We start from the raw sequence: 18,093 nt of genomic DNA, 5'->3' as shown, positions 1-18,093 counted from the left end.
ACCAGTCATGACACCCGGACCCCAACAAACAGAGGCTTTCGAACCACTTGGCCACCCCAACTGAAACACCGCCCGCACGAATGACGTCGACCCGCGCCTGGGTCACTTACCTGAGCAAGGTGGAATTGCCGGTTCTGGCCAACACGTTACGCCGTATCAACGAACTGACCGACAGTAACAACAGCACGGTCAACCAACTGGCCGGTGTCATCCTCAACGACGCCCAGCTCACCTCCCAGGTGCTTCGGCTGTCCAATACCGTGTTCTACAACCAGACGCGGGCCCAGGTCGGTACCGTCAGCCGGGCCATCACTTTGATCGGCTTTGATGCCGTCAAATCGATGACCATTTCGTCCCTGATTGTGGACTCCCTGCTGGCCCGCAGTGAAAGCCCGCATCTGCTCAAATGTCTGGCCCGGGCGCTTCACGCCGCCGTTCAGGCCCGCTGCTTGCTCCCCAAACGCAATGAGCAAGCCCTGGAGGAGGTCTTTATCGGTGCCCTGCTGATGAACATCGGCGAGCTTGCCTTCTGGTCCTGCGAGACGGATCAGGCCAGGGAACTGGAAGCGTTGCTGTTAAAAGGCGAAGCCATCATCGATGCCCAGAAGACGGTGCTCGACACGACGTTCACCGAGATTACCCGTGGCCTGGTTGAGGCCTGGTCACTGGGCCCGTTCATCAAAGACGTGGTAGCTGCTGGCCAGCCTAACTCCAAGGCCGCCAGCCTGGTGCGCCACTCGGTCGAAATGGCGCGGCTATCCGAAAAAGGCTGGCGTGGTGCGGAAATGGACCGGGTTCTGGAAGCCCTGGCTGGAGAAATTGGCGAGTCGCCCGCGACCGTCCGGGATCAGGTCCGGATCAATGCTGACGAGGCCTCCAAAATTGCCATCTCGCTGGGCATTCCCCAGGTGACCAAGCTGATGCCAGGCAACCGGACCATTGAAGACATCCCCGTTGCTCCCAAAACCGACCCGGTGTTGCAACTGGAGATCCTGCGACAGTTGACCCACTCCCTGACCGACAAACCCGACATCAATGAGGTCTGCCAGCTCGTGGTCGACGGTATTCAGCGGGCGGTCGGCATGCAGCGTGTGGCCCTGTTGATGGTGGACCGGACAGGTGCCCAACTGGTGCCCAAGAAAGTCACCGGGCCCGGCACCGAGCCCTGGCGTGAGCAATTTGTCCTGCAGCGTGACGGTACGGGCACACTGGGCTGTTTGCTGCCTCACAAAGCCTGTGCGATCTATCGGCCCGACAAACTCAGCGAGACGCCAGAATTTGACCCCTGGATCTGCCAGGTGCCGGCATTGACGGGACCGCTGTGGGCGAAGGGTCGATTGGTGGGGATGTTTTACGCTGACAACGCCGATGTGAACGCCGTGCCCGATCAGGATCAGCTCACGGCCTTCAGCCATTTTGTGCAACACGCCCAGCTCTGCCTGACCTTGCTCAGTCACTGACCAACGGTGCCCGACGGGCAGGCGTGAAGCGGATGGGTTGACTCGAGCCTGCCGCCAGGGTGGCGGCGCGAGCCCACGCCGCCACCCTTTTTACCGCTACCCTTTACCGCCAGACCCGGCTTTCCGGGTGCCTGGCGGCTCCATGGGTCAAGGCCTCAGCCCGACAGGACTTTAGAGCTCATACAGCTTGGTAACGTGCAGGATAGGTCCGGTTGGAGCACCCGTGGTTGACCCGCCTTGCGGCTCCAGACTGATCGCCAGTGTCCGGCTTTTATCGAGCGCCGCGCGAACCTCGTCACTGAGCTCAATCTGGAAGGTGTTGTCACCCACCGGTATCACGCCCAGCGACAAAGGCTGACCCTGTTCCGGCACAATCCACAGCTCGTAGTCTTTGTCCGGTGCCGCTGCGGCCGCGCCAACCGGCCTCAGGCGCAAACGGTTTTCCTGACCGGACTCACTGACCAGCCACAGGGGGTCGGTCGAATCCTGCTGCACAATGGCGCCGGACAGCATCGGGAAGCGCTCAGCCGTGGGCTGCTGCACCAACAACACCGCCATCACCAACGCCGCTGCCGTGGCGACCAGGCCCCAGCTTGGCCACAGCCAACCAGGCCGTGATGTGCGGCTTGGCATTTGCACCACATTCGACTCGGGCCATAACCGCTGTTCAATCGCCGACCAGATGCTGGCCGGTGGTTGTTGGGGCGGCACCACGCCGGACAATCCGCTCAGTTTCTCCTCCCAGAACCAGACCTCTTGCCGCACGCGGTAGGATTCCATCATCCAGCGTTCAAACCGTCGTCGGGCAGGTCCCTTGAGTGAACCAAGCACATACTCGGCGGACAAACTCTCAATACGCTCAGGTGTTTTTTTCATCGCTCAAGACACCTCTTCAAGGCCTGCAACCCCCGACGAACCCAGCTCTTGACCGTGCCGATAGGGGTACTCAAGGTTGTAGACAGCTCTTCATGCGTCAGCCCACGGTAATAGGACAACAAGATGCTGTCGCGCTGCACCGGACTCAGTTCATCCAGGCAACCGGTCAGGGCGGCAGCGCCGTCCATCTGCATCGAGGTTTCCAGCGGTCCCGCGCGCTCGTCTTCTGCGTAATTCAGTGCCTCATCGCCCGCGGTCTGGCGAACCTTGCGGGCTCGCATCAAATCCAGCGTGCGATAACGCGCAATGGTCATCATCCAGCTCATGGGTGAGCCACGGTCACTGTGGTACTCGCTGGCATGGTGCCAAATGCGAACGAAGGCGTCCTGCAGCGCCTCCTCGGCCAGCTCCTGCTGGCCGGCCAGTTTTTGGCATAAGCCAAACATGCGACTGGCGACCTGTTGGTACAGTTGCTCAAAAGCCTTGCGGTCCTGACGCGCTACCGCGCTCAGCAGAGCCATCAGCTCATTCTGGCTTGCGTCTTCCATCATCATTACCTACTCCAGGTGATCTCATTATTTTGGTTCTGAGACTAGTACGTTTGGTTGGGATTAAAAGATGCGGTGGAGCGTCTGCGCATTTTATTTGTTGTTCACTGCATCTATTGGTGGCTGGAGAACGTTCAAGCTGCATGGGACGACGATCGTTCCCTGCAAACAGTAACAATAGATGAGGAATACGGAATGAACACATTCGTTAAACGCTCCGGCCTCGCCATGGCGATGGCTGGTCTCTGTCTCTCTGCCGGCATGGGCCATGCCTCAAGCCACCGGGAAGCGCCGTTCATCACCGAATTGCCCAAGGTTGACGGCACGGATTTCTACATGTTTCGCAGCTATGAAACCGGCCGCGAAGGCTACGTCACCCTGATCGCGAACTACCTGCCCCTGCAGGATGCGTACGGTGGGCCAAACTACTTCGACCTGGACAGCGACGCTGTCTATGAGATCCATATCGACAACGACGGCGACGCGGTGGAGGATAAAACCTTCCAGTTCAAGTTCAGCGATATACTGAACGACATCCAGCTTCCAGTCGGACCAGACGGTGGTCCGAAGGAAATGGTTTCGGTTCCGCTCAAGAACATTGGCGACGCCTCCGATCCGGCCAATGTCCAGTTCAGCCAGGAATACACTGTCACGGTCATCAATGGCGATCGTCGCACCGGCACCCGGCAAATCGCCACCAACGTGGCGACGGGCACCGAGTTCTTCAGCAAGCCGCTGGACAACATCGGTGCAAAGTCGTTCGGTGATTACGCAGCCTACGCCAATGGCTTCATCAACGAAATCGCGATTCCCGGATGCGGCACCAACGGCCGGGTATTTGTCGGTCAGCGTAAAGAAGCCTTTGCCGTCAACCTGGGAGAAATCTTTGACCTGGTCAACACCAACCCCTTGGGTCCACGTAATGGCGAAGGTCCCGGCGATCTGGCGGACAAGAACGTGACCTCCTTTGCCCTGGAAGTACCGACCGAGTGCCTGACTGGCCCGGCCAACACGGCGATGAACGGTGCCGGTGACCCGGTGATTGGCGCCTGGACCACTGCCAGTGTTCGTCAGGCGCGGGTGATCAATCCAGCGCCGAAGGCCAATGGCAAAGGGGCAACCGTCGAAGGCGGAGCGTATGCGCAGGTATCCCGTCTGGGCATGCCACTGGTTAATGAAGTGGTCATCGGCCTCAAAGACAAAGACGCATTCAACGCCAGCGAGCCCAAGGACGACGGTCAATTCGCAACCTACGTCACCAACCCGACGTTGCCCGAATTGCTGGAAATCCTCTTCGGCGGCGCAGGTGCAGTGGCACCAAACAACTTTCCACGCACCGACCTGGTCACGGCGTTCCTGACCGGCGTGCCGGATCTGAACCAGCCAGCGGGCGTGACTGTATCGGAAATGTTGCGCCTGAATCCGGCAGTTGCAGCAACCGCTGCGGCGAGCCAGAGCGATCTGGGCGTACTGGGTGGCGACTTAGCCGGCTTCCCGAACGGTCGTCGGCCGGTTGATGACGTGGTAGACGCCGCCTTGCGCGTTGCAATGGGCGCCCTGACCGCTGACGCGCCGAACAGGGACACGCCGTTTACCGATGGTGTTCAGCTTGATCCGGCCGAATTGCAAACCGTGTTCCCGTACCTGGCGACACCGTTGGCCGGTTCACCGAACGGTCCCCTGTAAGGGAAGGAGAAGCCCATGATACGCGTTATGCAACTCACCGGCGTGGCCCTGATCGGGCTGGCTCTGACCGGGTGCTTCGATGGCAACAGCAATCGATCCGCCCGTCCGGATCTGCCAACCGACTTCACCGCTTTCGTGACGTCTGAAATCAGCAATACCGCTGACAACCGCAACGCGGTTGGAATCAATGATCTGGAGTTCGGCTTCAATGATCAAACCAATGAACAGGCTTTTAACGGGCTGTTCTGAGATGGAAATGAGTGAGCGTTGCCGCCAGCCAGCCTTGTGTTTACGGCTGGCGGCCTTTTTCCCTGCCCTTTGGGGCAGGGTTTTTTGCGGCTTGCTGACCCTGATGTCCGTCGGCGTCGCCGATGCGTCACCCGCTCCCATCCAGACCCAATTTTCCGATACCCAGGTCCTGGTGTCGCTCCCCAACCTGGCCTCACCGGCACTGGCGCCAAGCCAGACCGAAGACCAACTCGCGACCAAGGTCCGTGATTTCCTGCAACAGGCCCGGTCCGAGGGCGACCCACGCTACCTGGGCTATGCCCAACGCGCGCTTGAGCGCTGGCCGGAGACGCAAATGACCGATCGCCTGCGGGTCCTGCGAGCCACACTCTGGCAAAGCCTGCACCGCTTTGACGAGGCTCGTGCCGATCTGGCACAGGTGCTCGCGACCGGCAATGTCAACGCCAATACCATTCAAGCCACCCTGACTCTGGCCAACCTGGAGCTGGTACAGGGCCATTACGAGGCTGCGCGCCGCGCTTGCGGCCAGCTTCAACAGCATTACCCCGGCTTGCTGGCCTTGAATTGCCAGGCCCAGGTGTCGGCACGAACCGGCCAAGCCCTGGAAGCCTATGACAGCCTGACCGCGGCCAAAGACAACGCGTCTCGTCTGTCCGCAACCGACCGCAGCTGGACCGAAGGCACGTTGGGCGACCTGGCAGCCCAGCTGGGGCGTCCGGAAGCTGAACTCCACTGGCGCCGGACCCTCCGGATCGCGCCGGACGACCTCTACGTGCGGGCCCAATTGGCCGACTGGCTGATCAACCAGCAACGGTTTGAGGAAACGCTGGCGCTCACCGAAGGCTACGAAGCGGTGGATTCGCTGGCGGTACTGAGAGCCATTGCCCTGAACCGTGCCGGGCATGACCATGCCGATGACCTGACAATGCGATTGCGCGAACGATTCGCCGAAGCGCGCTGGCGCGGCAATTTACTGCACCAACGCGATTACGCCCGATTCCTGCTGGATGTGGAAGGCGAGGTGAGCGACGCACTGACGTTTGCCCGGCAGAATTGGCAGGCCCAACGAGAACCCATGGATACTCGCCTGCTGTTGCGGGCCGCCCGCGCAAACGACGACAACGACTTGCTGAGGGTCACCCGCCAGTGGCTGGCCCAAGCCAACCAGCAGGACGCCCGCTTCTCCGAGGACACCAGGCCATGACACGTTGTTCCCTACTCTGGGTTGTCCTTGTAGCGCTGATCGGGGCACCGCACGCCTGGGCTCATAAGGCCAGTGACAGTTTCATCTACGTGGACCAGAGCGAACCCGACCGCCAGACGGTGAGAATCGACGTGGCACTGCGTGACCTGGCGCTGGTTGTAAACCTCGACGCCGACCGTAACCGGGACGTCACCGGCGCGGAACTGCAAGCCGCAAGACCCGCCATTACCCAGTACATTGACCAGCGCCTGACGGCTCGCAATGGCGCGGGCCGCTGTCGCCTGATTGGGCAGCAATGGGGGCTTTCCAGCCACAGCGACGGTCCTTATGCCGCCGGCGCCTACCGCATGGACTGTCCCGATGGCGAGCCCGCCCAGCAGCTGCAGTACGACTTGCTGTTCGATATTGACCCGTTGCACCGGGGCCTGGTGCAGCTGACCGGAACAGAGGGCGAATCGCTGGCAGTGATGGGGCCCGACGCCCGGCGCCTGGACCTGGCGGCCCCCCAGGTCTCAGCACTCGCCACCTTTGGTACCTTTGTGTACGAAGGCGTTTTCCATTTACTGATCGGACTGGACCATATTCTGTTTCTGTTGGTGCTTGTGCTGCCGGCCACGTTTGGCCACACCCACGCCCCGACCGCAAGTCAGCCGTCTGCCAACGGCAACCTTCGTAGCGCTCTGCTGGAGCTGATCGGAATTGTCACCGCCTTTACCGTCGCCCACTCTATGACGCTGGCACTGGCCGTTCTGGACATAGTGCAACTGCCTGTCGCCTGGGTGGAAATGGTGATTGCGCTGTCCATTGCGATCGCGGCACTGAATGTGTTCTGGCCGGTTTTGGGCAAAAAAACCTGGAAGCTCGCCTTCGGCTTTGGGCTGATCCACGGGTTCGGGTTTGCCAGCGTACTGGGGGATCTGACCAGCGGCCTGTCGCAGACAGTGGTCGCCCTCGCGGGCTTCAATATCGGTGTCGAGCTGGGTCAGTTGGCACTGCTGTTGGTGTGCTTCCCCATCCTGTTCCTACTCGGCAAACACCCGTTGTACGCTCGCGCTGCGGTACCGGCAATGGTCTTGGTGGTGTCGTGCGTCAGCCTGTATTGGGCGGTTGAACGAGCCGGAGCGCTCTAGGCCTGGCGGCAGGAGAGGCCCTCGGGGTCACTCTGGCAGGCCACGGCCTGCACCGAAGCTGAGGCGTCGGCTACATTTACCCGCAGGCGTCTTCGGGGGCCGCGTGCAACGGTCGCGCTTTCACACCCATTTGCGGTGCGTCAAAAAAAACCCGGCCATCGGGCCGGGTTTTTCAGGCAGCGTGCAATCAGTGCAGCGCTCGCATTTGTCGTGGGTAGAGTGCAGCCGTCACTTCCGGTTCCTCCAACAGGTCCGCCAACTCGCGATCAATGTCGCTTTCTTCTCCTTCATCCGGTAACGGCTCGAACAGGGTGTCCAGCCATGCGGTGACTGAGGGTGTCTCATCCCGATTATAATCCGTCGACAGCGCCTTGATCCGCTTGAAGCCAATAATGCGCTGGTGTCGTGGGTCCCGGATTTGCTCAAACCCTCGCCAGTAGATCCGGTCGCGGGTATGCAGTTGCACGAAAAGCGTGTCGATAGGGTCCGACGGCTCGTCGCTGTTACCGTTTTCGCGCTTCTCCCGTATGGTGGTCCAGGCGGGATACAGCACCGCCACCGCGTCAGCCTCTACATGCTCTCTGGCAGCGCGCAGAATCAGAGCCCAGCGGGCCTTGTCGGCATCGGTTTCCAGTGAGTTGATAGGCAAGTCGTAGCTTTGGTCGTTGGAAAGCACGATCGCCATCATCGGCGCGTCAAGCTCTCCCATGGCCTCCGCTTGTGCTACAGAGATCAATTCGTCGATTGCCATCGGTTGGTTCATAATACACTCGCCTCCTCGATGCCATCATGGACGGTCAGGGAACCCTACTCGGTCTCCTGACTAACAGCATAGCCTGTTCCCGCTACAAAGATAAACGTCCAGTTGCGATAAGTGGATCACCGCCCGGTCAATAATGGCCCTCGGTGCGCTCGTAGTGGGCAAACCAGGGATTCGCCTCTTCCAGTTGGGCCGCCAATTGCAGCAACGTGGCCTCATCACCATGGGGGCCACCGAACTGAATTCCAACCGGCAGGCCTTCAACGGTCCAGTGCAAAGGCACCGACATGGCCGGGGTGCCGGTCAGATTTGCCAGTTGGGTAAAGGGCGTACGTGCCAGGTTTTCCAGCGCCAACTCCTCCACTTGACCACTTTTGTGAACCAACCGGCCGGCTTTTAGCATCAGCATCAGTCGCGACGCCATCCGCAGATGGGTCGGCGTCTCTAACTCGCCAATACGCGCCGGCATCTGGCCGGTGGTAGGACACAGGTAAACGTCGTAGGACTGGAAAAACAACCCCAATGCCCGGCCAAAGTCATTCCAGCGCTGTCGCAGGCGGACATAGTCCGGCAGTGGCAAAGTCTTACCCAGCATACCCAGTAACCGGGTATCCAGTTCAAAATCCGAATTCCGGGCGCCAAATTCAGTTCTGGCCTTTTCCATCAGGGTGGATACCTCACCGAAATACAGGCCCAGATAGCACTTGGCCAGGGCCATACCGTCAAACTCGGGTTTGGCATACTCGACGTGATGACCGAGGTTTTCCAGCATCAGGGCCGTCGACTCCACACCCTCAATGCAAGCGCTATCCACCACCGTACCGTAGGGTGAGGCCGTAAACACCCCAATTTTCAGACGCTTTGGTGCCCGTTGCATGAGCTCGGCGTACGGCGCCGGTGGCGAGGCAATGACAAATGGGTCACCCACAGCCGGGCCGGACAGCACATCCAGCATCGCCGCACTGTCTCGCACGGTGCGGCTAACCACATGGTCGGTCGAGGCGCCCAGCCAATGCTCCGCCGCGTGCGGACCGGCGGAGACGCGACCGCGGGATGGCTTGAGACCGAACAGCCCGTTGTAAGCCGCCGGAATCCGGATCGAACCACCGCCGTCATTCGCCCCGGCCATGGGCACCACGCCCGCTGCGACGGCGGCACCGGATCCCCCGCTGGACCCCCCGGGGGTGAGTTCGGTGTTCCAGGGGTTGCGGCTGGCGCCCCATAATTCAGACTCGGTAATACCCTTAAGTCCAAATTCCGGCGTTGCCGTGCGTCCAATAAAGACCAGGCCACCCTGGCGGCTGCGTTTAACGAATTCCGAATCCTGACCCGGGATATTGCCTCGAAACGATCGGCTGCCAAAGGTGCAGGGGACACCGGCCTGTTCCTGGCAGAGATCTTTCAACAAAAACGGCACACCGCCAAAAGGCGCATCGTCCGGGACCCGTTGCTTGAAGGCGTCCGCATATTGCGCATGACAAATGGCATTGAGCCCCGGGTTCACTGCCGACGCTCGCGTGACGGCGGCTTCGCAGACGTCCTTGATATTGACTTGGCCCCGTCGGATCAAATCCGCGAGAGCGACCGCGTCGTAGCGCAGGTATTCCGATTGCTTCATGGCGTTCACCGGTTATTATTATCGTTGCTTTGCTGTCCGGGCACAGGGCACAGAAACGCCAGCATACCGCAATGGAACCGGGAGTGAAGTCAGGCCCGGCCTGCCACCAGGATGATCACAGCAGTGATTCGATTCGGTTAATCAGCACCTCATCATCGGGCCGGACCTGGCTGGGGTAATACCAGACCTGACCGGAGACGGGATCAACCAGATATTTGTTGAAGTTCCATTGGGGCTCATGGCCACTGTGCTCGGCCAGCGCCCGGAACAACGGATGGGCCTGGTTGCCGCGCACCCGTTGCGGGGACGTCATCGGGAAGGTTACCCCGTAGTCGACGAAACAGACTTCGGCGGTTTTTTCCTCGGTACTGGCCTCTTGGCGGAAGTCGTTGGATGGCACACCGACCACCCGCAGACCCTGCTGGCGATAGCTCTGATAAAGCGCTTCGAGTCCGCGAAACTGGCCCGCATAACCGCAAAAACTGGCGGTATTGACCACCAACAGCGGCATGTCCGACGGCGGCTCACAGAGGTTGAAGGTCATGGTCGATCGCAACTGATACAGGTAGTGATCAAGCCACGCCGGACATTCGGCTTTGACCACCATGGACACCAGCAGCCCTGCCACAAGCATTATTACAGTTCGGATAACCGGATTAGCATACATAGACGTACCTCTTGCTAATCTATAGGCTTTCAAGACTAGTCCGGATTTAGCTTCAGGAACAGAACAACATGAAAACTCTGGTCCGCACAGGCCTGATGATTTTGTTGTCCGCCATGGCAGTATCGGGATTCGCCGCCGAGGGAACTGAGTCTGGCGGCGGGATTGAACGGGGCGCTGTGAAGGACTGGAAAACCATTGTTCGCGAATCGCCTTATTGGGTCAGCCAGGGCGTCTATCAGAACATTCTGACCATCCGTCGCTGGGTACTGTCGGAGTCCGGCTACTGCTCGGACCAGGACCGTCACATTCTGTTCGACATCCGCGGTCAGTTTCTCGGCTACCTGGACGATGGCAGTTCACGGCAGGCGACTCAGGCCCAACTGAACGACACCCGCGCCGCGCTGGTGGACAAAGGCCGGGTCGATGCCTGGGCCAAGGGTGAGGAAGGCCAGACCGGTTATCCCTTCGCCTTGGCCTGCCGCCAACCCCACGTCAATCTTGATGAATCCCTGGCACGTTACCTGGGCACACTGCCGGCGGACCTGATATGGGGCAGCTGGGATGACCTTGTTGTGGGTGACGCCAGCAAACCGGAACCGCTCCACGACACCCTGAATTATGTCTACCAGACCCGCCAAAACCAGCAGCGGCTGGACTTGCCACCGGAGTTGCCACGTTATCTTGCCGGCCAATTATTGATAGAAAGCGGTGGCCAGCAACGGGCTCACTCGGCGGCCGGGGCAAAGGGAATTCTGCAGCTGTCCGAGTCGGCGCTGAACGACTGCGGCATCGCCCCCAAAAATTACTGGCACCGACTGGCACAGATCGATTGCGCACTGAAGCTCATGAGTCAGAATGCCCGTAACCTGAAACCCGCCTTTGACCAGCGCTTCGGCCATTTGCCGGAACAGAAGCGCCATCGCCTGTTCACGCTCTTGCTGATCCAGGCTTATCATGGCGGGGTCGGTCGGGTGACGGCACTGCTCGACGAAGATACGCTGGCACGTCCGGCGACCTATTTCGCCGCCAATCATCAACAGTACACCGCCGGAGACATCGCCTTCGGGTTGATTTTCCACAACCTGGGACGCAATCGGCTCGGCCTGGCCTCGCTGTACTATGTGGCCGATGTGCAGCTGGCAACCGAAGCCCTGTGCAGCACCGCCCGGCTTGAACCGCAACCTTTCTGCCAATGACCCAGCCCGACTCAACCCCTCCGACGGAGCGCCATTGCAAACACTGACGTTGATACCCGACGCCCTGACTCTGCCCCTGGTATCACTGCTGCTGGCCTGCTCGGTGCTTACGTCCATGATCACTGCCAGCCTCGGCGCGGGCGGCGGCGTGCTGCTGCTGGTGCTGATGGCGTTGTGGCTTCCCCCGGCGGTCATTATTCCTGTTCATGGCCTGATCCAACTGGGCTCAAACAGCGGCCGAGCGGCACTAACCTGGCGCAATATAGACTGGAAAGTCATTGCGGCCTTTGCGCCGGGGGTGTTGATTGGCGCCGCGCTGGGTGCCTGGCTGCTGGTCGCATTACCGCCTTATCTCTGGCAGCTCACAATCGCCGTGTTCGTGCTTTATCTTTGCTGGGGGCCGGCGCTGCCCCGGCGCGCCTTTGACGCTGGTGGGACCTTGCTCGCCTCCACCTTGACCAGCTTTATCAGCCTGTTCGTCGGGGCGACCGGCCCACTGGTCGCGGCGTTTATCAAGCAAATTCATACCGACCGGCATCGGACCGTGGCCACCTTTGCCGCCGCGATGACGCTCCAGCACGCGCCCAAGGCCCTGATCTTTGGTGCCGCGGGTTTTATCTTCCGGGATTGGATCGGGTTCGTTATCGCTATGATTGCTTGCGGCTTTGCCGGCACCTGGCTGGGGCTGCGATTATTGAACAGCCTCAGCAACCAGCGATTTCATCAGGTCTTCAACCTGCTGCTGACATTGCTGGCGTTCAGGCTACTGTGGCAGGCCTCGATGTCAGCCAGTGGGTGGGGTTAACGGCTGCTGCAACCGACTGCGGCGACGTCTGGTCTCGAACACGGCATTGATGGCCAGGGCGGTGAGAATAATGCCACCGCCCACAAAGCCAAGGGGCGGCGGCACTTCGGCCAGAAACACCCACACCAGGAAGGTGCCGATCACCGTTTCCAACAATAACAGAAGGCTGACTTCCGCCGCGGGCAGGTAGCGAGGTCCGGTTTGTATCAGGATCGCCGAGGTTGGCAGAAACCCCAGGCACAGCAACAGAATGAATCCCATATCCGGCCACCCAGGCCATTGCGCGCCACCCAGCAACGCTGCCACCAGCGCCACCAGCAGGGCGCCCAGTACCAGCATCACACTCATGTCCTGGTGGGCTCGGGAGCGTGCAACGACTAAATTGGAGGCCAACCCAAACGCCGCCAGACCGGCCATCACCAACCCCAGGGGTTCGCCTTTGCCCATTTCCCCAACGGCCATCAGTGTTGCACCCCCAACACACACCGCAATCAACACCCAGGTGCGCAGCGGTAACCGGTCGCGCCAGAACAGCCAGGCCAGCAACGCCGCTATCACCGGGGAAGTATTGAGTATCACCAGCACGTTGCCCGCGGCGGTATATTTGACGCCGGTGACAAACCCCACGGTGCTGAGAAAATATGCAAACGCACAGTAAAGCCCCGGCCAGCCCGTAGCCCGCATCAAACCCGGCAGCCGGCGTCCGTATCGAAAAGTGTTAATAACGGTAAAGCCAAAGGCCAGAAGCAGGCCACGCCAGAACAGGAAGACCAGCGGTGAGGCGTCGGTGACTTTGATCAGCAGCGAGTCGGGGGACAACAGCAACACGCCCAGACCCGCGATCAAAAACCCGCGTCGCCTGAGCGCTCGCCGTCCCTCATCCTTTTCCTGTGCGGTCGGGGTCACGGCCCTACCCAGCGTGGGCAGGCCCCAACATAGAGGGCAGTGCCAACCCATCCTGAATACTCAGACACCGTCAGCACAGGTGGGTAAGGGCACTGTGACAACCGTGTTGCGACCCCGGGCTTTAGCATCGTAGCAACCCTCGTCGGCCCGGGCCATGGACGCCTCAGTGCTGGCATCCTGGGCCGACACTGGCGTCAGGCCAATACTGGCGGTCACACGGTACGACGTACCCTCTTCTTCGACACTCACGCGGGCGACCGATTCCCGGATGTGCTCGGCCAGTTCTTCGGCGCGGGCCAGGCTGCACCCGGGCAGGATGATGCCAAACTCATCGCCACCGATGCGGGCCACGCAGTCCGACTGCCGCACCTCACTGGCCAGGGCGAGCGCCAGGCGACGCAACAGCTCATCGCCGACCAAGTGTCCGCCAAGGTCATTAACCGGTTTAAAATAGTCCAGATCAATCAGCATCAGAACGCAGGAAAGGTCCGTCACCCGGCTTTCAACCAACGCGTTTGACAGGTGGGCATTAAAGGCGCGGCGATTGAACAACGCCGTTAGACTGTCATGACTTGCTTCCCAGGACAGCTGGGCTTCCTGGCGCCGGCGTTCACGATCGTCCCGCAACACAAACACCAGGCACTCATGCTCACCCCCACGGTTCAATCGCAGCATGGTCAATTCAATATCCAGTGTTTGTCCGGCCCGGTTGGTGACCACCGCTTCCAGACTCTCAACTTTGTCCCGTGCCAGGAATTCCTCCTCAGACCAGTGATCGCCCTTCACCTCAATGCTGAGCAAATCAAAAAAGTTACAGTCCATGCACTTGGGCGTTATGGTCACGAAGCCGCAGGCCGCGCGATTGGCGTACTGAATCATGCCCCGGGTGTTGGTCAGCAATACCCCTTCCTGGAGTGCACCTAAAATGCCCTCGGCGCGCTCCTGCTCGGCCCGCAGCTGCTCTTCCACCGCCAGTTCATGGGTGATGTCCCGGGTCACGGTGATGGTGCCAATGGAGCGATCCGAGGTTTGAATGACGGACGTCATTGCATCCACCCAGATCAAACGACCCGACTGCCGGTCCGGCATCCGAAACTTACCCTGAAAGACTTCCCCCGCGTTCAACGCCGCACGCCAGTTCCTGAGCGTGTGCTCGCGGTCCTGATCATAGACACAGCTGATCAGATAACGGCCCTGCAACTCACTTTGGTCGCGTCCCACGATGTGTTCAAACGCCGGATTCACAAAATCGATACGGCCCAGGACATCGGTTTGCACTATGCCAATGGGCGCACTCTGCGACAACGACCGGAAAAAAGCCTCTCGCTCTGCGAGGGCCGACATCACTTGCGTGCGCTCCTCCATCACGGTGTTGAAGGTGTTGGCCACACGCCGGATTTCCCGTCCACCACCGACCGCCACTGGCTTACTCCGCATTCCTAAATGGCGGTCGCTGATTTGCTGATTAATCTCCGCCAACGGCGCCAACAGACGTCGGAAGCCCAACAGCGCGATGGGTGCCAGAATAATGATGATCCCCAGGGTGACCCAAACCATGATATCCGTCAGCCGGTTAACCGGCGCAAAGGCTTCCGCCAGAGGCCAGACAACGCCCACAAACCAGGGCGCCTGGTTCATCTGACGAAGGGAAATCATGGTTTTCTCGCCAATACTGCTCTCGGTAAACAGGGTGCCTTCAAATCCGGCAATGGCTTCCACAAGCGCTGCGTTGGAACTGGGTAGCGGCTGCATCACCTCGGAGGGCCGATGATGAGCCAACGTAATACCGGATCGGGTTGCGATGCCCACGTAACCTGACTTGCCAAGCTTTGTGTCAACAATTTGCCCCATGAAATTGTCGTTCGTCAGGGCGATCGCCCCGCCCAACACACCGATAAAACGCCGTTTGTGGTCAAACACCGGCGCCGTCATCATCACCGTCGGCTCATTGTCCCACATGGATAAAAACGGTTCGGAAACCAGTACGGTCAGTTGCGAACTCGATTGCCGGAAATAGTCGCGGAGGCTGGCATCGGTTCCAATGTACGACGCGTCCAAGGGGTACTTGCTGAGCACGGTGCCGTACTGGTCGAAGAAAAACACATCGTCAAACAGGTGATGCAGTGCCACCTGACGCTCCACCAGCAACTGCGCACGCTGATTGAAGGTCACTTGCTCCATGGTTAAAGACGCCGCCACATCGGCGAGTACTTCGAACCGCTCGGCCAATTTCTCGTCCAGGTCTCTGGCAATCAGCCCGGCAATGGCCGTCACCTGCGCGCGCGCCTGAGCCTCCAATTCTTGCCGGCCAGCCTGACTGTTTATCAGAGTCACAGTGACCGCGGTCAGCGTGATAACGATAACGACCAATGCCACTGCCCGATTAACCAGGCTGTCAAACCACTGTTTAACAGTTTCTCGCAAAATGCCCTCGGAAGCTGTGCTATCGATTTAAGAACGACTACATCAATACGCTTCTAAGTGTACCAGAGACGCAAATTTCTGCCGCCGGCCCTGGAAAACGTTAATGATAATCGTTATTATTTGCGCACTGCGGATTGTCGGAGGCACCACCATGTCGGACCCCTTGTTTACTTCAACTCTTGCTTCAACATCGGGCAATGCACTGTCTCCGGTCGCTCAGCTTATGGATATGGGCGGTCCAGTGATGCTGGTGCTTCTGGCATTGGCCGGTGTTGGGCTGGTTGCCTTTTTTTACCTGATGCTGACCGGCGCGTTGTTGGCACCCAGATTAACACCTGAACTGCGTAAGGTTGTTAAACATTGGCAACAGCAACCCGGCCGCCCATGCTGCGAGCGCTTGCAGACCTGCGCCGGCTGGTATGCCCGGCTGAACCCCTTGCGAAAACTTGCGCTCTTTGCGATGACCCAACGCCTCGAAAGTGACGATCCTGAGCTTTTGAAAGGCGAGCTTACCCGGCAAGCGCAAACCTCGCTGCAGCCCTTCGAGGCGCCCCTTAAAATCATCGAAGTGATTGCGGCACTGGCCCCGCTGCTGGGACTGCTCGGTACCGTGATGGGCATGATGACGGCGTTTGATGCCATGGCCCAATCCACAGGCCAGGGCGGGGCCAGCCAGCTCAGCGGCGGCATTTATGAAGCGCTCACAACCACCGCCGCCGGCCTTATCGTTGCGATCCCCTTTTCAGCACTGGCGGCCTGGATTGAGTTCCGCCTTAAACGGATGGGCACCACCGTCAATGACACCCTTGTGCGCCTCATGACCACTCAGATTTCCACACATGGCAGATCTGGCGACCGGACACCCACCCGCGGCTACCAGACAATTACGTCAACGCAGCCCCAGGTCGCGCATGCAGCTGGTTGACCCAAGGCCCGCCCGGCCGCTGCCAATCCGGATCACACCGCTGATCGATGTGGTCTTTATTCTGTTGGTGTTTTTCATGCTCACCACGCGATTATTGCCGACCAACTATCTGGCACTCGATAACCGTACCGAAGCCGGCACCCCAAGCGCTGGCAAGCCGGTACCGGACCTGTTGCTGCGCCAGACGGGGAAGTTGCACTGGCGTGATCGAGACTGGACGCTGTTGACACTCGTTCCCGCCCTTGCCGGCCAGGGCATTGATCGGATCAACCTGACGACGGCAGCGCAGGCTCCGCTGTCCGATTTTACCCTCACGCTGTCGGTTCTCAGTGACGCTGGCATTGAGGCCCATTGGCAGCGCACCCCAGCCAATAGCGGAACGCACTAACCGATGTTCCGAATCGATGTTCCCACGCCCGGTTCCGGCAAGTCCTTGCTTCACCGGGTTGAAGACAGTTTGTTGCCGCTGATCAATCTGGTTTTTCTGCTGCTGATGTTCTTCTTGGTGACCGGCCAGGTGACCGAGTCGCCACTGCCCCGACTGCCCGGCTTGGCGAGCACCCAAAACCCCCAGGCACCGGACGCTGACTTGGTGGTCGAGGCTCATAACCAATGGCGGGTAAATGCCCAGTTGGTCACCCGACAGACACTGCTGAGCGCACTGCCTCCGCCCGACACCGATCAACCACTGAAGATTGCAGCCGATAAATCCACGACCATGGCGGAGTTGGAAGCGCTGTTCCGGTTGCTGGAAGGTGGCGGCTTCAAAGACGTGATCCTATTGACGGAGCCGGTCTTGTGAACGCTCGCCTGAGCCTGATGCTGGTGCTGGCGTCCATCTTACTCGCCGCTGCAACACTGTTATTGGCCCTGCCAGTGGCGTCGCAGCTCAGCGAGCCCCAGGGCAATCAGACGATCAACCAGCCCAAGGCACTGCGAATTTCATTGGCCGGCCACCCGCCAGCGAATTCCGAGCCGGTCGCGACTTCACCGACAACACCGACTACGCCACCCCAAATACCCAAACCCAAGCCAGAGCCAGAGCCAGAGCCAGAGCCAGAGCCAGAGCCAGAGCCAGAGCCAGAGCCAGAGCCAGAGCCAGAGCCAGAGCCAGAGCCAGAGCCAGAGCCAGAGCCAGAGCCAGAGCCAGAGCCAGAGCCAGAGCCAGAGCCAGAGAGTGTGACGGCGCAGGCCCAAGCATTGCACCAGCAACCCCCAATGAACCCGCCGGGACAGGCGACCGGCCAGGCCCTGGCCAGCCCCAAACAAGTGGCGCTCAAGGCGGGTGATTCGAGTCAGGCAGACGGCTACCTGAACCAGCTGATCCGACAGTTGACCGCCCACCGCGAATACCCGCGCCGGGCTCAGCGCCTAAACATGCAGGGGACGCCGGTGGTGGTGTTCACGTTCGATCGGCAGGGCACCTTGCTCAGCTATCGATTGCGGACAAGCTCTTCACACCGGCTGCTTGATGACGCTGCTTTGGCCATGCTGGCTGCGGCCGCTCCGCTGCCGGCCGTGCCGGACAGTTTGCCCGGGGACACGTTCACCTTTGAGTTGCCGGTCCGGTTCGAGCTGCATTGAGCAGGACCTCATCGCCAAATCAGGAGAGCTATTGATGTCATCCTAGTCCCGGGAT

18 protein-coding genes are annotated in these 18,093 nt (G+C 60.0%); 11 read left to right on the top strand and 7 right to left on the bottom strand.

What is annotated here, in order from left to right; genetic code table 11:
* The first annotated feature begins 47 nt into the window (after positions 1 to 47).
* Positions 48 to 1,460, top strand: a complete 1,413-nt coding sequence (locus tag GRX64_RS16265) for an HDOD domain-containing protein (protein ID WP_235937722.1) — start codon at positions 48 to 50, stop codon at positions 1,458 to 1,460.
* Between the two features lie 171 nt (positions 1,461 to 1,631).
* Here the strand turns inward: GRX64_RS16265 and GRX64_RS16260 are convergent, their stop codons facing one another.
* Together GRX64_RS16260 and GRX64_RS16255 are read right to left on the bottom strand one after the other, a co-directional pair.
* Positions 1,632 to 2,336 carry an anti-sigma factor gene (locus tag GRX64_RS16260; RefSeq protein ID WP_166268785.1) on the bottom strand — a complete coding sequence of 235 codons (705 nt, stop codon included), beginning with the start codon at positions 2,334 to 2,336 and terminating at the stop codon, positions 1,632 to 1,634.
* Positions 2,333 to 2,890: a sigma-70 family RNA polymerase sigma factor gene (locus tag GRX64_RS16255; protein ID WP_166268784.1), complete on the bottom strand. Its 558-nt coding sequence runs from the start codon at positions 2,888 to 2,890 to the stop codon at positions 2,333 to 2,335. Before GRX64_RS16255 ends, GRX64_RS16260 begins: the two co-directional genes overlap by 4 nt.
* A 189-nt stretch (positions 2,891 to 3,079) precedes the next feature.
* On the opposite strand from GRX64_RS16255, the gene GRX64_RS16250 reads away from it, so the two are divergent.
* From GRX64_RS16250 to GRX64_RS16235, 4 genes are read left to right on the top strand one after another with little or no spacing between them, the layout of a single operon-like run.
* A complete protein-coding gene (locus GRX64_RS16250) occupies positions 3,080 to 4,570 on the top strand; it encodes a DUF4331 domain-containing protein (RefSeq protein WP_166268783.1) in 1,491 nt (496 codons plus the stop codon).
* Positions 4,571 to 4,585: 15 nt separating this feature from the next.
* The gene (locus tag GRX64_RS16245) at positions 4,586 to 4,819 is read left to right on the top strand and encodes a hypothetical protein (protein WP_166268782.1); all 234 of its coding nucleotides are present in this window, start codon (positions 4,586 to 4,588) and stop codon (positions 4,817 to 4,819) included.
* Positions 4,820 to 4,826: 7 nt separating this feature from the next.
* Positions 4,827 to 6,023, top strand: a complete 1,197-nt coding sequence (locus GRX64_RS16240) for a hypothetical protein (RefSeq protein ID WP_235937721.1) — start codon at positions 4,827 to 4,829, stop codon at positions 6,021 to 6,023.
* Entirely contained in the window at positions 6,020 to 7,153 is a 1,134-nt protein-coding gene (locus tag GRX64_RS16235) for a HupE/UreJ family protein (RefSeq protein ID WP_166268781.1), read from the top strand. Before GRX64_RS16240 ends, GRX64_RS16235 begins: the two co-directional genes overlap by 4 nt.
* A gap of 187 nt (positions 7,154 to 7,340) precedes the next feature.
* Here the strand turns inward: GRX64_RS16235 and GRX64_RS16230 are convergent, their stop codons facing one another.
* The 3 genes from GRX64_RS16230 to GRX64_RS16220 form a co-directional block, all read right to left on the bottom strand.
* Positions 7,341 to 7,916 (bottom strand): hypothetical protein, encoded by a 576-nt coding sequence (locus tag GRX64_RS16230; protein WP_166268780.1) that lies wholly within the window; start codon positions 7,914 to 7,916, stop codon positions 7,341 to 7,343.
* 127 nt (positions 7,917 to 8,043) lie between these two features.
* A complete protein-coding gene (locus GRX64_RS16225; protein ID WP_166268779.1) occupies positions 8,044 to 9,531 on the bottom strand; it encodes an amidase in 1,488 nt (495 codons plus the stop codon).
* Between the two features lie 115 nt (positions 9,532 to 9,646).
* Positions 9,647 to 10,198 carry a glutathione peroxidase gene (locus GRX64_RS16220; protein ID WP_166268778.1) on the bottom strand — a complete coding sequence of 184 codons (552 nt, stop codon included), beginning with the start codon at positions 10,196 to 10,198 and terminating at the stop codon, positions 9,647 to 9,649.
* 68 nt (positions 10,199 to 10,266) lie between these two features.
* Here GRX64_RS16220 and GRX64_RS16215 point away from each other — a divergent pair, with 68 nt between their 5' ends.
* Positions 10,267 to 11,394, top strand: coding sequence for a lytic transglycosylase domain-containing protein (locus GRX64_RS16215; protein WP_166268777.1), 1,128 nt, complete (start codon positions 10,267 to 10,269; stop codon positions 11,392 to 11,394).
* Between the two features lie 34 nt (positions 11,395 to 11,428).
* Positions 11,429 to 12,199, top strand: a complete 771-nt coding sequence (locus GRX64_RS16210; protein WP_166268776.1) for a sulfite exporter TauE/SafE family protein — start codon at positions 11,429 to 11,431, stop codon at positions 12,197 to 12,199.
* Here GRX64_RS16210 and GRX64_RS16205 read toward each other — a convergent pair.
* The gene (locus GRX64_RS16205; protein WP_235937720.1) at positions 12,179 to 13,105 is read right to left on the bottom strand and encodes a DMT family transporter; all 927 of its coding nucleotides are present in this window, start codon (positions 13,103 to 13,105) and stop codon (positions 12,179 to 12,181) included. The genes GRX64_RS16210 and GRX64_RS16205 overlap by 21 nt on opposite strands.
* A 60-nt stretch (positions 13,106 to 13,165) precedes the next feature.
* Entirely contained in the window at positions 13,166 to 15,529 is a 2,364-nt protein-coding gene (locus GRX64_RS16200) for a sensor domain-containing diguanylate cyclase (RefSeq protein ID WP_166268774.1), read from the bottom strand.
* 103 nt (positions 15,530 to 15,632) lie between these two features.
* Here GRX64_RS16200 and GRX64_RS16195 point away from each other — a divergent pair, with 103 nt between their 5' ends.
* From GRX64_RS16195 to GRX64_RS16180, 4 genes are read left to right on the top strand one after another with little or no spacing between them, the layout of a single operon-like run.
* Positions 15,633 to 16,454: a MotA/TolQ/ExbB proton channel family protein gene (locus GRX64_RS16195; RefSeq protein ID WP_235937719.1), complete on the top strand. Its 822-nt coding sequence runs from the start codon at positions 15,633 to 15,635 to the stop codon at positions 16,452 to 16,454.
* The gene (locus tag GRX64_RS16190) at positions 16,441 to 16,842 is read left to right on the top strand and encodes an ExbD/TolR family protein (protein WP_166268773.1); all 402 of its coding nucleotides are present in this window, start codon (positions 16,441 to 16,443) and stop codon (positions 16,840 to 16,842) included. Before GRX64_RS16195 ends, GRX64_RS16190 begins: the two co-directional genes overlap by 14 nt.
* A 3-nt stretch (positions 16,843 to 16,845) precedes the next feature.
* Complete coding sequence (locus tag GRX64_RS16185; RefSeq protein WP_166268772.1) at positions 16,846 to 17,256, top strand: biopolymer transporter ExbD; 411 nt, start codon at positions 16,846 to 16,848, stop codon at positions 17,254 to 17,256.
* Complete coding sequence (locus tag GRX64_RS16180; RefSeq protein ID WP_235937718.1) at positions 17,253 to 18,038, top strand: TonB family protein; 786 nt, start codon at positions 17,253 to 17,255, stop codon at positions 18,036 to 18,038. The genes GRX64_RS16185 and GRX64_RS16180 overlap by 4 nt, the downstream gene beginning before the upstream one ends.
* Positions 18,039 to 18,093 lie beyond the last annotated feature (55 nt).

Source organism: Marinobacter caseinilyticus, from assembly GCF_011074955.1.
GTDB classification, from domain to species: domain Bacteria; phylum Pseudomonadota; class Gammaproteobacteria; order Pseudomonadales; family Oleiphilaceae; genus Marinobacter; species Marinobacter caseinilyticus.
Note: the sequence above shows the minus strand (reverse complement) of the source record. Positions and strands in the feature narration are given on the sequence as shown.